General features: G+C 28.2%; 9 protein-coding genes. All 9 read left to right on the top strand.

What is annotated here, in order from left to right; translation table 4 throughout:
• The first annotated feature begins 1 nt into the window (after position 1).
• Positions 2-2374, top strand: a complete 2373-nt coding sequence (locus KW512_RS03855; RefSeq protein ID WP_258841478.1) for a glycosyl hydrolase family 65 protein — start codon at positions 2-4, stop codon at positions 2372-2374.
• The gene (gene pgmB / locus KW512_RS03850) at positions 2364-3026 is read left to right on the top strand and encodes a beta-phosphoglucomutase (RefSeq protein WP_258841477.1); all 663 of its coding nucleotides are present in this window, start codon (positions 2364-2366) and stop codon (positions 3024-3026) included. Before KW512_RS03855 ends, pgmB begins: the two co-directional genes overlap by 11 nt.
• Positions 3027-3546: 520 nt before the next feature.
• Positions 3547-5061 carry a hypothetical protein gene (locus tag KW512_RS03845; RefSeq protein WP_258841476.1) on the top strand — a complete coding sequence of 505 codons (1515 nt, stop codon included), beginning with the start codon at positions 3547-3549 and terminating at the stop codon, positions 5059-5061.
• Positions 5012-6784 (top strand): hypothetical protein, encoded by a 1773-nt coding sequence (locus KW512_RS03840; RefSeq protein ID WP_258841475.1) that lies wholly within the window; start codon positions 5012-5014, stop codon positions 6782-6784. Before KW512_RS03845 ends, KW512_RS03840 begins: the two co-directional genes overlap by 50 nt.
• 163 nt (positions 6785-6947) lie before the next feature.
• Complete coding sequence (locus KW512_RS03835; RefSeq protein WP_258841474.1) at positions 6948-7478, top strand: hypothetical protein; 531 nt, start codon at positions 6948-6950, stop codon at positions 7476-7478.
• Positions 7444-9213, top strand: a complete 1770-nt coding sequence (locus tag KW512_RS03830; protein ID WP_258841473.1) for a hypothetical protein — start codon at positions 7444-7446, stop codon at positions 9211-9213. Before KW512_RS03835 ends, KW512_RS03830 begins: the two co-directional genes overlap by 35 nt.
• Positions 9214-9476: 263 nt before the next feature.
• Positions 9477-9770, top strand: a complete 294-nt coding sequence (locus tag KW512_RS03825) for a hypothetical protein (protein WP_258841472.1) — start codon at positions 9477-9479, stop codon at positions 9768-9770.
• A gap of 243 nt (positions 9771-10013) precedes the next feature.
• Positions 10014-11819, top strand: coding sequence for a hypothetical protein (locus tag KW512_RS03820; RefSeq protein ID WP_258841471.1), 1806 nt, complete (start codon positions 10014-10016; stop codon positions 11817-11819).
• Between the two features lie 858 nt (positions 11820-12677).
• A complete protein-coding gene (locus tag KW512_RS03815; protein WP_258841470.1) occupies positions 12678-16496 on the top strand; it encodes a P97 family adhesin in 3819 nt (1272 codons plus the stop codon).
• Positions 16497-16501: the final 5 nt, after the last annotated feature.

Genomic DNA, 16501 nt, shown 5'->3' with positions numbered 1-16501 from the left:
AATGAAAACTAACCAATTTTTAACGTATGATAATTTAAAAAAACTAGTTATTCAAAATGGCTTTGACCGAAGATTTACAGGAAAAACAGAATCAATTTTTGCCTTAACAAATGGATATTTAGGTCTCAGAAGCAGTGACGAAGAACCTGATTATTATAATAAGCCTGGATTTTTTGTAAGTGGTGTTTTTAACAAAGATGTTGAACATGAAGTTCCCGAAATTTGTAATTTAGCCGACTTAATTACAACCCCAATGTTTATAAATGAACAGCCCTTAATTCTTGACTCTCAAGACCAATATCAAAAAGTTTTTGACATAAAAAACGGATCACTATCGCGCTCAGTTAGACTTACTCGCCAAAAAAATACTATAAAAATCGACACTTTTCGTTTTGTCTCACATCAGAACCTCAATTTTTATGCCCAAAAAATTGATGTTGAAATTCTTGAAGTTAGCCCTGAAAATGAATATGTCCAAATTGAATTTCGCCCGCAAATTAATGCCCAAAATACAAACACAGGAACTCAACATTTTGCCGAAGGTGAAAAATTTCGCCCTTTTGAAAACGCTTTGCAGTTAAAACAACGTTCAACTAGCTCAAATTTGTTAGTTATTCACAATTTAGTTTGCCACTTTGAAGTCAATGGCCAAAGAATAAAACCTGGAGATGACAATTTCCAAGTTGATGCCTCAAGACGACTAATCTTGTTTCGAATCAAAGGAAAATTCAAAAAAGGAACAAAAATAAGTCTGATAAAATTAATGTCAGTTCATACTTCCATTGATGACTCCGAAAATTTAATTGACGATTTTGAGCTTGAAAAACAAGCAAATTTAACGCTAAAAACTTTACTAAACGCCGATTTTCATGAGTCTTTTTTAGAATCAAGCCAGGCTCTGGACAAAAATTTATGACAAAAATTCCTTGTCAAAATTGATTCAAATTCCCAATTTGACCAGCTTGGACTTGATTTTGGACTTTATCATCTAAATGGACTTTTTCGCAAAAATTCGACCGAAATTAACGCAGGTGCCAAAGGTTTAACTGGCGAAGGATATCAAGGTCATACTTATTGAGATTCAGAATTTTTTATTAATCCTAATTATCTTTTTGTTGAACCTAATGTTGTCAGAAATTTATTAATTTACCGTTATAAAGGCTTAGATGCTGCCCGAAAAAAAGCCGCTTCTGTTAAACTTAGACCGCAAGAATCTAACCTTGAAGGAGCCCAATTTCCCTGAGAGATGGCACTGCCTAAAGATGGTGAGGTTTGTCCAATTTGAGGTCAGGTTGATATAATTTCTGGAAAACAAGTCCCAATTGCCTCCGCCCGTCAAGAAATTCATGTCTCAGCTGACATTGCATATGCAATTCAACAATATTTTGTTGTTACTTTGGATCAAGATTTCATGGAAAAATACGGCTATGAGATAATTTTTGATACTGCTTGATTTTACACAAATCGGGCTGAAAAAAACATTAACGGAAAATTTCAAATTAATGATGTAATGGGTCCAAATGAATACAAAGGAAATATTAACAATTCGGCCTATATTAATGCAATGGCAAAATATAACCTTGATTTAGCGCTTTTTTATTTTGAAAAAATAAAAAATACTCCAGTATTTGCTGAGGTTCTTAGAAAAATTCCTTATAAAATTGATTTTGAAAAAATCAAAAATGTTGGCCAAAATTTAGTCCAACAAAAACCAAATTCAGAGCTAATTATCGCCGAAAATGACAGCTTTTTAGAGCTAGAACGAAACGATATTAGCGAATTTAAAATGCTTGGTGATGCAGGAAAAAAACTTTTTTCACTTGTAAAAGGCCAAAAAATTCTCGCATCCCAACTAGTTAAACAAGCTGATGTTGTCTTACTTTTATATCTTTTTCCTGAGCTTTACTCTGAAGAAATTAGATCAAAAAACTTTGATTTTTACGAGGAAATTACAACACATGACTCCTCACTTTCAGCGGCAACTTATGCAATTGAAGCTATACGACTTAACAAAATCGACAAAGCTTATCAACTTTTTCAATACGGAATTAACATTGACTTAGGTCAAAACATGAAAAGTTCTGATGCTGGAATTCATGCTGGATCGCTTGCTGCAATTTGACAAATGGTTGTTTTTGGTTTTGGTGGTCTAACTTATTTTGACCATAAAATTCATTTAAAACCTAATTTGCCAAAAGAGTGAAATTCATTAATTTATAACTTTAGTTTTCAAGGCGCAAATTTACAAGTAAGAATTGATCACTCAACTTTTAGGGTTGAAAATTTTAATAAAAAACCTGTAAAAATTTGAATAAATAATCAAGAAGAACTTATAGAAAGCGTGCATTTTTTTGCAATAAACCATGAAAATTAAAGGACTAATATTTGATCTGGATGGAATAATAACAGACACTGCCCAATTACATTTTCTAGCCTGAAAAAAATCACTTTTAGCAGAAAATATTGACTTTACCGAGACTGAAAATGCCCAATTAAAAGGACTTTCAAGAAAAGAAACACTAAAAGCAATTTTAGAACTAAAAAAACTGACCTGAGATGAACAAAAAATTGATGATGTCTGTTTTAAAAAAAATGAAATTTACTTAAAATTACTTGAAAATCTAAATAAAGACCATCTTTTGCCAGGAATATTAGATTTACTAACAAGTGCAAAAAGTAAAAAAATGAAAATTGCACTAGCCTCAAGTAGCCTTAATGCCCCTTTAATTTTAGAAAAACTTGGGATTATTGCTTTTTTTGACTATATTGCTGATCCTAAAAAAATCAAAAAACCTAAGCCAGCGCCTGATATTTTTCTATTGGCTTCAGAAGGATTGTCTCTGAATCCCGAAAATTGCATTGGCTTTGAGGATTCTCTCTCAGGGTTTTTATCAATAAAAAGTGCTAAAATGAGATCAGTTGTTGTTTCTTTGGATCAATTTAGTGAATTTAATCAAGCTGATTTTTGATTTTCATCAACAGATGAGCTTAAAATTGACCATATTTTAACAGTTTTAAACAGCTAATCCAAATAAAATCTTTTTAAATAACAAATTGCTAAAAAAATTCAGACGCTAATAATTGAGCGCCACTCTGTCTTTCTAAGAACATTTTCCATTTTTTTTGATAAATTCCACTATCATTTTTCATAAAGACCCTTAATTTTATATTTCTTTTTTTGGTTAGCACGATTTATTTTCCATAAATTTATCAAACTTTTTCGCCAATTTCTTATTAAATTATTTAATATACATGCAAAATTGACTTTTTGTGTCAATTTTGCATTTTTCTTTTTTATAAATTTTTCTAAATTCTTCCTGAAAATGCAAAATTGCAATTTTTAACCTTTAGATTTGCCAATTTTAATGTTCTTAAATTTGTCTTGAACTGTAACTTATATTGTTTCATTTTGTCACACCTTCTTGGAGGGGTCTAAAATTACCGTGCTAATTTGTATTAATTTATTCTTTTTAAATGAAATTTTCAGAAAAATTATTAAATATATGTTATAATTTAATGTTAAGAATATAAAAATATGGAGAAAAAATGAAGAAAAAACTAAAACTTTTTAAGTTTATCAGTAATATTATTGCTTTTTCATCATTAACCCTAAGTGTTTTTGGGCCGCTTTGACATTTTCAAAATACAAGAAGCTATTCAGATTTCAAACTTGAAACTCGTGATATAGATTTATCAAATTCAAAAAAACCGGTAAATTTTGATGATTTTGTCCAAATTGTTTCAACCAAAAACCAACAAAATTCGCTTGTCATCAACGCAAATATTAAAAAAGCCAAAACACATCTAAACAAAACAAGTACTAATTCAGACTCTCCTAATCTAGATGATATCGAAATTCAAATTAATCAAGAAGGCGAGGTAATTTTAAATAGTGCTTCACTTGAATTCGTTAACAAAAAAGCTGAACTCTATTTTGAAGAAGGTGTACCAAAACTAAAATTAGAAGGTTATGTTTTTGACTTTAGAGAACTTCAAAAACAAACTCGGGTTGAAAAAACCTTCTTTTTCCTTTTGCCTTTTATTCCATTTATTTCAAATGCTGTCGCAGCTGCCATTGCCGCAGTAGCAGTTTCAACAGCCGCTGCAGTAGCTGTCGAAACTTTTCCAAAGGTTGTTGATGATGTAGGTAGATGATTTGGGACCCGTGAAAGTTACTATTCCTCAGATAATTATACCCCTGTTTCTGTACCAGTTGATAATAACCCTATTACTTGAAGAACTGAAAGCTCAATTGTGGTTGACTTAGATAAATTGCCAAAAGCAAAAGGTGAGCCTAGTATTAAAGAAATAGCAAATACAGCGACTTTAGAACTTTCTATTGTAAAAGCAAAAGATAAGGAAAAATTAAGACAGTACACTGGAATCCATCCTGCATGATTTTTTAATTTTCACAATGAAAAGTTAGAACCTCATTTTGTTATTAGTAAACAAGCAATTCCAGAACCTGCAGCCTGACTTTTAGCGGTTGGAAGTTTGCTAGCCCAATCAGAATTAACCAAAATTATTATTAATAACTTGCTACCTAGTTCAGTAAAAAATAATAAAAATGTTTATGACCGTAAAAATATGGATAAGAAACTAAATTCACCTATTGATTTTTATTCATATAATCAATCAGTTATGAAAAATTTGGCTGAAAAAACAAAATATACAGCAAATTTGATAGTGAGAAATAGATGGTCATGAGATCCAACTAATAATTTAAATAAAGATATCGGTTTTACTAAAGATCACTTTGTTGTTGGAGAAGGTCTAGCTAGTGATGCTATTGATTGAACTAACCCTAAAAATGCGTTTGATATTGTTGATCCAAGTAAAAATGAAAATGAAAATGAAAATGTAAACGAAAATAAAAATATACCATCATACATAAAAATATATTTTCCCAGTTATCATGTAAGGAGAGCAAGAATGATAAAGGGAAAATTCGAAAAGAAGGAATTTATACGAAGAGAAAAAATGTTAAATGTTGAAAAGGTGCATTTTTTATATGGAGAAGCAATTAGATTTAGTAACCAAGGCAAAAAAACAATTAATTAAACTAAAATATATAGAAATTAATATTAAAAGTCGTTGTTCGATTAGAAACATGATTGAGGACGATGTTAATTTAACGCTTGATTGTAAATATGATGATGATTTTGCATTTCCAATTTTTTTAATCAATTACCTTTACAATGGCTTCAATCCTAATCAAATTGAAAGAATTATTAGTTTAAATTATAAACAAGAAGATTATGTTTATAATTTAAAATTAGAAGATATCCCAAAAAGTGCATTTTTTTCCAAAAAACTCAATAAATTTGCTTTTTATAATGATATTAGGTGTTTAATTGGCGGTTGATCAAACAATGAATATTGTGTTAAAAATGGAAAAGAAAATCTTGATCTTATCTCTGAACTTTATCCTTCGTATGGTTTACACGACGGTAAAGGTTTTGAAGAGGTTGTTGTTGTCTTTGAAAACTTTGATGATATTGAAAAATGCGAATTTTCAATTTCTTATCCGGTTGTATTTTCAAAAATATTTAAATCAAAAACCGAATTAAGAGAAATTGAAGATTTAATTATTAAGGAAATTCAGGAAAGTGTTCCTTATGCAAACCCAAAAAATTTAACAAATTACCACGAAAAAATTTTTGATTTTTTATCAAATAGATATGAATATAATTCAGAGTTTGCAGACATAAATAAAGCATATTTAGGACAAAATGTAGAAAATATCTACAATTTGTTATTAAAAGAGAATTATAATCTTGAGGAAAAAACCCGAATCCAACCAATTCAAAATGTATTTACTTTTGAAACTTATGAAAATTTGCTTAAAAAATTTGAAAAATACGGGATTAAAAAGCTTAATTTAAACATTGAAAATCGCGATAAATTTATTCTTAGTTGATTTGATAAATTTGGTCCAGAATATCGAAAATATTGCATCGAACTTTTTGGTAAAGTTGGCCAAACTTATTATGATCATGCGAATAATTGGACAAATAAAATCGAATTAATCTATTTGTTGCAAATTTTATTTGGTCCTAAATATTGAGTTGAAGATTGAGATTTTTATTATCCTACTGAACCTGATTATCTTATTCTGCCAAGCTGAGCAAAATTAAAACTTGAAAATTTCGAAATTTTTTACTTTGGTGGGCAAGAATATGGACTTTTTGATGAAATAATTTCACAATTTGACTCAAAAAAGCCAGTTTTTTGATTTAAACCATATTACTACTCCGCCTATGGAGCTGGCGATGCGTGAATTTTGCCAATTGCATTAAAAAATTTCATTTTACTGTATATTGACGGGCAAAAAATTTACTACTGATTTGGCCATTCGAATTTATATGAAAATATTTATCAAGGTAAATATGAAATTTTAAAATATTATTTCAAACAAAAATTAGTCAAACTTGAACAAGATATTTTTTTGCGTGATGGCAAGGATCCGGCGTTCTTTGTTTCTAGATCACCAAGGCAAAATAATTTAACTAAAAATGTGATTGGATCATCTATGGAAGAATTAATTTTATATCGGGATGCCTTGAATAAATTTATAAAAGAAACAGACCATGAATTTGAGTATTTTACAGACTTTCTAGAAAATACTAATTTATATAGCCAGCAAGAAAAAGAATTAATTTTACAACAACACCTTCTCTTTTCTTGAGATTCTGATGATTGAACTGAATATTATGATGAAATTGCAAGAGTAGATTTTCGTGGTTATAAAAGCAAAAAATTTATTGAGATAGAAGGGGAATAGTAGATCTTTTTGTTAATTAATAAATTTAATGACAAAAGATTTAACTTTATTTTTAAAATTTTTAACTTGTTTTTTTACATTCTTATTTATTTTAAAATAGCAATTTTGATAGAAAAATTTTGTTTATTAGCAAAAATGTCCCTGATTTTGAGCGGTTGGAAGTTTGCTAGTCCAATCAAAATTTACTCAAATTATTATTGATATTTTCCTGCCTAGTTCAGTAAAAGATAAAATAAATGTAAAAGAAAAAGACCGTAAAAATATGGACAACAAACTAAAGTCCCCTATTGATTTTTATTCTTTTAATGAGCCAGTTATGTGAACTTTGGCTCAAAAAACAAGAGATACAGCAAATTTGATTGTAGGAAAATGATGGCTAGCATCATGAAATAATAATTTAAATAAGGATCCTGGTTTTACTAAAGGTCCTTTTGTTACCGGAAGCGGACTTGCTCATGATTCTATTGATTGAATCGACCCTAAAAATGAGTTTGATATTGATAAAAGTAAAGATAAAAATATACCATCATACATAAAAATATATTTCCCCAGTTATCATGTAAGGAGATTAAGAATGATAGGGGATGAGGAAAAGGGTATAGAGTCGGAATTTATACCAAGAGAAAAAATGTTAAATATTGAAAAGGTGCATTTTTTATATGGAAAACCTGATAAATTCATTATCGAAGGCTAAAAAACAGTTAATTAAACTAAAATATATAGAAATAAATATTAAAAGTCGTTGTTCAATTAGTAATATGGCTGAGGATGATATTGATTTAACGTCTGATTGTTATTATAATAATTATCCATTTCCAAATTTTTTATACAATTACCTTTATTATGACGTCTTCAATCCTAATCCAATTGAAAGAATTATTAGTTTAAATTATAAACAAGAAGATTATGTTTATAATTTAACACTAGAAGATATCCCAAAAAGTGCGTTTTTTTCCAAAAAAATCAAGGATTTCCATTTTTATAATGATATTAGGTGTCTAATTGGCGACTGAGATGACGATGAATATTGTGAAAAAAACGGAAAAGAAAATGTTGATTCTATCTCTAAACTCTCTCCTTCGTATGGTTTATACGATGGTAAAGGTTTTAAAAAAGTTGTTGTTGTCTTTGAAAACTTCGATAATATTGAAAAATGCGAATTTTCAATTTCTTATCCGGCTGTGTTTTCAAAAATATTTAAATCAAAGACCGAATTAAGTGAAATTGAAACTTTAATTATTAAGGAAATTCAGGAAAGCGTTCCTTATGCAAAGGCAAAAAATTTAGCAAATTACCACGAAAAAATCTTCGATTTTTTATCAAATAGATATGAATATAATTCAGAGTTTGTTGATATAAATAAAGCATATTTAGGACAAAATGTAGAAAATATCTACAATTTGTTATTAAAAGAGAATTATAATCTTGACAAAAAAACCCAAATTGAACCAATTCAAAATGTATTTACTTTTGAAACTTATGAAAATTTGCTTAAAAAATTTGAAAAATACGGGATTAAAAAGCTTAATTTAAACATTGAAAATCGCGATAAATTTATTCTTAGTTGATTTGATAAATTCGGTCCGGAATATCGAAAATATTGCATCGAACTTTTTGGTAAAGACGGCCAAACTTATTATGATATTGCAAATAATTGGACAAATAAAATCGAATTAATCTATTTGTTGCAAATTTTATTTGGTCCTAAATATGAAGTTGAACGTCAATATTTTTACCTCGATGAACCTGATTATTTAATTCTACCAAGTTGGGCAAAATTAAAATTAGAAAATTTTGAAATTTTTTACTTTGGTGGACAAGAATATGGACTTTTTGATGAAATAATTTCCCAATTCGACTCAAAAAAACCAGTTTTTTGAGTCAAACCATATTACTATCCCGCCTATGGATCAGGCGAAGCATGGATTTTGCCAATTGCATTAAAAAATTTTATTTTACTGTATGTCGATGGTAAAAAAATTTATTACTGATTTGGTCATTCAAATTTATATGATGATATTTATCAAGGTAAATACGAAATTTTAAAATATTATTTTAAGCAAAAATTGGTCAAACTTGAACAAGATATTTTTCTGCGTGATGGCAATGATCCGGCCTTCTTTGTTTCTAGATTACCAAGGGTAAATAATTTATCTAAAAATGTGATTGGATCATCTACGGAAGAATTAATTTTATATCGGGATGCCTTGAATAAATTTCTAAAAGAAACAGACCATGAATTTGAGTATTTTAGAGACTTTCTAGAAAATACTAATTTATATAGCCAACAAGAAAAAGAATTAATTTTAGAAGAACACGCTCCCTTTTCTTGAGATAATGATGATAGAACTAAATATTATGATGAAATTGCAAGAGTAGATTTTCGCGGTTATAAAAGCAAAAAATTTATTGAGATAGAAGGGGAATAGTAGATCTTTTTGTTAATTAATAAATTTAAAGACAAAAGATTTAAGTTTATTTTTAAAATTCTTAACTTGTTTTTTTATTTTTTCTATTCAAAATTAAATATTTTGTTAGAAAAATTTTGTTTATTAGCAAAAGTTGCCTGAATTTTTCTATCAATTTTTTTAAGACTTAAATTTTAAATGAAATTTTCCCTAAAAAAATTTAATCTATGCTATAATTTTAACGAGTAAAGAATTTGAATATAGTATATAAAAAGGGAGAAAACATGAATAAAAAACTGAAACTTTTTAAGTTTATTGTTAATATTATTACTTTTTCATTATTAAGTCTAAGTGTTTTTAGTCCGCTTTGACATTTTCGAAATACAAAAACCTATTCAGATTTTAAACTCACAACCCGTGATTTAGATTTATTAAATTCAAAAAAATCGCTAAATTTTGATGAATTAGTCCAAATTTTTTCAACCAAAAACCAAGAAAATTCGCTTGTTATTAATTCAAATATTAAAAAAGCCCAAACATATCTAAACAAAGCAAGCGCTAATTCAGCCCCCTCCTAATCAGATGATATTGAAATTCAAATTAATCAATATGGTCAGTTAATTTTAAATAGTTATTTACTTAAATTTGTTAACAAAAAAGTTTAGCTCTATTTTGAAAAAGGTGTACCAAAACTAAAATTTAAAGCTGATGTTGTTGAATTTAGAGAATTTCAAAATCAAGCATGTGTTGAAAAACCTTCTTTTTTATAAATCAGTATACTAATAATAAAAATGTTAAATGTTGAAAAGGTGGATTTTTATATGAAAAACCAATTAGATTTGATGTCTAAATCAAGAAAACAATTAAAAGAACTAAAATATTTAGAAATTGATTTTAAAACTTATTGCTCAGTTAATGACATATTTTCCGATAATGATTTACCCTGCGATCCCTATGAAAAATATGAAGCAATTCCAGACTTTTTATGAGTCTATGTCATGGATTTTTGCTCGGTAGTACACAATCCAATTGAAACTATTATTGGCTTAGATTACAAACGTGATGATTATGTTTATAATTTAAGACTAGAAGATATTCCAAAAACAGTCTTTTTTTTGAAAAAACTGCATGACTTTGATTTTTATGATGAAATTAGGTGTTTATCCCGTAGATGAGGTGATGAAGATTATTGTCGAAAAAAAGAAAATCTAAGTGATGAGTATAAATGAAAACCCTATTTTTCGGACTCGCCCTATGACACTAAAGGCTTTAGATCGGTAATCGTTGCTTTTGAAAATTTTGGTGATACAGAAAAATGTGAATTTTCAATTTCCTTTCCTGCAGTTTTTCAAAAAATGTTCAAATCAAAAGATGAACTAAAAAAAATTGAAAATCTGATAATTAAGGAAATCAAAGAATGTGTCCCTTATGCAAAGCCAAAAAATTTATGAAATTATCGGGAAAAAATCTTTGATTTTTTATCAAAAAGATACGAATATAATTCAAAATTTGTAGATATAAACAAACCATATTTAGGACAAAACGTAGAAAATATCTACAATTTGTTGCTAAAAGAGAATTATAATTTTAGTGAAAAAACCCAAATTGAACCAATTCAAAATGTATTTACTTTTGAAACTTATGAAAATTTGCTTAAAAAATTTGAAAAATACGGGATTAAAAGACTTGATCTAAATTTTGAAAACCGGGATAAATTTATTCTTAGTTGATTTGATAAATTCGGTCTTGAATATCGAAAATTTTGCATCAACCTTTTTGATAAATTAGGCCAATTTTATTATGATAATTTGAATAAATGAACAAATAAAATTGAATTTATCTATTTGTTGCAAATTTTATTTGGTCCTAGATATCATATGGACACTGAGAATGTCAATCTTGCTGAACCTGATTATTTTATTTTGCCAAGTTGAGCCAAACTTAAACTAGAAAATTTCCAAATTTTTTACTTTGGTGGGCAAGAATATGGGCTTTTTGATGAAATAATTGCACAATTTGACTCAAAAAAACCAGTTTTTTGATTTAAACCCTATTATCGTTCTGCTTATAGCACCAACACTGGATGAATTTCACCAATTTCGCTAAAAAATTTCATTTTACTATATGTTGACGGGCAAAAAATTTATTACTGAGTTGGCCATTCAAATTTATATGATGATATTTATCAAGGTAAATACGAAATTCTAAAATATTATTTTAAGGAAAAATTAGTCAAACTTGAACAAGATATTTTTTTGCGAAATAACCAAGATCCGCAGTTTGTTTTTTCTTCTCCATCAAAATCAAATTATTTAAATAAAAATGTAATTGAATCTTCTATGGAAGAACTAATTTTATATCGTGATGCAATTAAAAAATTTCAAGAAGAAACAACTCGTGAATTTAAGTATTTTGATGATTTTATAGAGAATTCGGATTTATATACCCAACAAGAAAAGAAATTGATTTTAGAAGAGCATTTTGATTTTTCTTTAAATTATTGAAAAAAAAATAACTATTTTAAAGAGATTGAAAAAACAGATTTTCGCAGTGAGTACAGCGAGAAATCTCGCGATGATAAGAAAATGTATGCTGATCTTTTCGATGATGAAAAATTTCGATACTAAACATTTTAAATTCTTTTTTTTAAAATTTTAGATTTTTTATTTTTGTTTATTCAAAAATAAATATTTTGTTAGAAAAATTTTGTTTATTTGCAAAAGTTGCTTGAATTTTTTCTGCCAATTTATTTTTTCAGGTCTGAATAAATAATTTAACTGATATAAAAACTCCTGAGTTTGGCAGTTTGATGGCAAAAATTCACTTTTTAGCGAATACAAATGCACAAAAATGCCTGTAAATACGGGTTTTTAAGGCTAAAATCTTAATTTTTATTATTTTAAAATTAACCCTTTGTGAAAAAAAAAAAAAAAAATGCTTGGTCTAAAATAAAATTATGTTACAATAACACTCACTTAGGAATAAATTAATAAATTTTGATATTGAATTAAGTGGGGCTTGATTATGTTTTTGTCATAAAAAAATTAGAAAATGCGACTTTTCCGTCATATTTTTATATATGATGGGAATGCCTTAAATTTAACCGTTTAGAAATCTATAAATTTAAGGCTTTTTTATTGTTCTTTCAAAACTTCATATATTTTTTTAGGTTCAATGTAAATAAAAATGAGTTTTCTTTTTGCATTGAGTTTAAATAGTAGTTATATTTTCTATGATTTTTGTTGTTTTATCATAAATTGATTTTTGCCATTGTTTTATAATAGGTAATTAACTTTTGCCAAAAAGTTAACAAAAGCGAAAAACAAGACATTTTTTAAGATTAGCTCATCAAATCGTGAAACTCGGGAAAAAATTAGAAAATTTATGGTCAGCAATTTTTGCATCATGATTTTAATGCAAAAATTGGGCTTAATTTTTTAAATTAATATAGATTTAATTTTACTTTGGGGTATAATTATATGATTATGAGTAAACCTAAACAAAAATCACTATTTAATGTTTTGAGAAAAAATATTTTGTCAAAAACGGGAATAGCAGTTAGTCTTTTTGGAATTGGGGTTTTCACAGCTACCGCTGTTTTAACTACTCGGATTTCTTATTCGGGTAATCCGCGAGAAAATGTTCAAAATTTTGCCAAAAAAATTAACTTAGTCTCATTTAAATTAGGTGATTTATCTGCTAATGATGATTATTATAGTATAAAAAACATAATTTTTGATGAAAATGGGAACAAACAAAATGACCTTGATCTTAGTCGTCTTGTTGATGTTTTTCAAAAAATAAATGATCTAAACCAGAAAATTGATCTTACTGATGAAGTTGATCTTCAGAAACCACACTTAAAATTTGTTGATATTACAGCAAATGATAATAGTCGAAGTTTTGAAATTAAATATCAAGTTAAACAAAAGTTGCCTGACCAAAGTTTTGTATACTCAGATATTTATTCTCAGGAAATTAGTTTTTTGCAAAAATCACAGTTTTTACGTTCAAATTTTAGCTCTAAATTACAAAAAATTATCAAACTTTTTCAGACTAAATTTTCTAGTCTAAAAGATAAAAACTCAACCAAACAATTCTCAGCTGATTTGGAAAATACCCAAACGACTTTAAAGGACAACATTTTTCTAAGTCGAGCTGAGGATATATCAAGTTTTTTCAATTTAGCTCGTACTTCAAAGGAGCTTGAAAATAAAATAAGCAAATTATTACCACAAATCGAGCATATTTTATTTGATCTATATAATAGTGAGGAAAATTTAATTCCTGATTCTAATAATAAAATCTTTAATTTTTCGTTTGAAAAAAATCAGTTAACAAATGAATATGCCTTTGTTGATGGTAGTGGTTTTTTAAATTTATTTTTAAAAGCTGAATTTAGTTTAGAAGCTCAAAAACTACTTGATTTTCCTGAAGTTAAAAGTTGAATTGAACCAGTTAGAATTGTTGATAATGAAGGAAAATCATTATTTACAACTTCAAAATCTTTAATAGAAAGTATCGAGTTATCAAATATTGAATCGAAAAAATTAGTCAATATTAGTGTTCTAGATTTTCTAAATTGACTACAGACAACATTCACCTTATCAAACTTTGACATAAAAAACGAAAAAATTAATAAAGAAATCGTTCAAATAATCAATCAAGTTTTAGAAAAACCTTTGAATATAGGATTAAAAAATTCATCAAATAAATTACCTAATCAAGGTGTTAATTTAGTTTTTGATCCTTTTAATGTTGAAATTTCTAAAAATGACAATAAATTTGACTTAAAATTACCTTATAAAATTCAAATTTCTGAGAAATTTTATGGTAATGAATCATCAGAAATAGTTGAAGAAAAATTAGGTGTTCTTAACCTAGAAAACTTTAGCATTATTGATGAAAATAACGACCAAAAAATTGACGATGGGCGTTATTTTCTTTTTTTAAATCAAAATTTTGATTTAAAAATGTTCAAAAAAGATGATGCTGCTAAGGATAAACAAGAGCTTGCTGAAACCGAAAATAGTCAAAAAACCGAAGAATCAGAGCCAGAACAAATTGTTGTGCAAGATGCTGTTTCCACCGAATCTACAACAACCGACCAAACTACAACAACATCAACCCAACCTGCAGCAACTGACACAACTTCCCAAACCGAATCTGCTACCCAAGCCGAAGGCAATACTCAGACCAAAAAACAACCAAAATACAAATACTTTTTACTAGATTCTAACAATCCTTATAGTAAAAAAGAAATTGATCAACTAATTCAAGATAATGATTTTGAAAAATTAAGTCGTCATCTTCAAAGTATAAGTGGTTATAATTATAATTATTCAAATCACGAAAGTTTAATCAAAGCTTGAACTGGAACACTAATTTTCCCATTTGACTATGCAAATAGTTTTAAGGCTGATAATTCACTACATGCGCAAAAAACCGGTACAATTTCATTAGATTCAACTCAGTTTTTGCAAAATCCTAATGAAACTGGTGCTTTTTATTCATTTTTAGCAAAACAAAATCCTAGACTTGTAGTTCGAGCATTTGTTGATTTTTTAAAAATATCAGGTTTAATTTTTAATTTTGTTGATCTTGATAGAGATTATAATTTTGATTGAAATAAAATTTTTGAAAGTGCAAGACAAGTTAAACTTAATTCAAGTAATTTTAAGAAATTCAGCTTTAACAATCAATATAGCAACCTTGAAAATTCAGGATTTTTATCAACATTATTTTTAACTAAAGATGTTAAAAGTAAAATTTCAACTTTAAAAAATGATGATAAAATTCTTGAATCATTAACAAGCCTAAACCTTTTTGACCAAAAAAGTGATGAAATTGCAAAATTTGAAAAAATTGACGAAAATATCGCTAATTTTGAAACATTAGCAGATGTAATTAGTGCCTTTTATTTCAAAGCAGGTCTTCTAAATAATTATCAAAATTGGTCAGAAATTGCTCTTCTAGATTCAGAAATTATTTTTGAACCAAATGATGAAATTTCACTGAGCGATCTTGAGGAAATTAAAAAACAAAACCCTTCTTCTGGTCAAAGTGAAGATATTTCAAAAAATTATAAAGCTATTAACTATTATTATAAATTAGGAATAAAGGATGAATTTGGAACAATTACTGCTCCACTTTTTGAAAGTCCAAAAACCACACTAATACTCAAAACAATTGATGAAAAAACTGCAAAAATTAACGAAATTACTAAAAAACTCGACCAAATAATCGATGCAATTCCCGTTTCTTACCAAACAATTCACTTGAGTGAGGAAGATTTTAATAAATTAACTAGCGGAAATAGCACAACTACAAGCGGGTCAAGCGAAAGTGCTACGGTTCAAGCATCTTTAGTTTCTATTCTTTCTTCACAAAATATTGAACCAAAAGTACTTGCAAAACTTTTTAGTGATGCTGAGCAAACTCAAGGTGAACAGCAAGCTCAAGAAGGTCAAGAAACTCAACAAACTGAACAAGCTGAAGCCGGACAACAAGTTCAAGAAGAAACTCAAGAAGCCGAAGGTGAGAAAACTCAAGAAGTTCAGCCATCTGAAGGTGAGACCGAAGCTCAAACCACTCCTCAAACTGAACAAGAACAAGACGAACTTACACAAAAATTACCAAAATTTGGTGCCGAAATTAGCCAAATTATTAACAAAAGTTTTACTAGTTTATTTACTTCAACAGAAAAAGATAGTCCTAAATTAAAAATTAACATCGAAATTAAGGATGATATTTTAAAGGATCCAAATAAAAAACTTATCACAATTCAAGTAGGAATTCCAGAATCTTATCTAGATCAACTTACTGCCGATGAAATAACTGATCAAGAAGTGAAAAAAGACGAAGAAAGTTCAGAACAACCAAAAACTGATCAAGAACAAAGTGATAGTGGAAGCACTTCAGATCAAGGACAAACCGATCAACAACAACAAAATAATGGAACGGCTTCAGATCAAAGTCAAACTACTCAACAACCAAGTGAATCAAGCGAATCTGAAACTGTTGAAGCAAAACAAGTTTTAGCTTCGGAAAGCCCTGCCCCTGCTCCAGCCTCATCTCCCGCTCCAACTCCCCCAGCGCCTGCACCAGCAGCTGAGCCAGCAGTTTCCCCAGCTCCAACTCCGGCAGCTCCAGCGCCCGCCGAAGCCCCAACTGCCCCACCAACCGAACAACAAAAACAAGAAAAATATCGTTATTCAAAAAGATTCAATATCACTGTAATTAAACAAGTTAGCGCGAGTCAAACTACAACCGATTCAACACCAGAAACTACAGAACAAAGTTAAAATAA

It is taken from the genome of Mesomycoplasma ovipneumoniae, assembly GCF_024758565.1.
Lineage (GTDB): Bacteria > Bacillota_I > Bacilli_A > Mycoplasmatales > Metamycoplasmataceae > Mesomycoplasma > Mesomycoplasma ovipneumoniae_B.
This window is presented reverse-complemented; position numbering and strand designations above follow the sequence as displayed.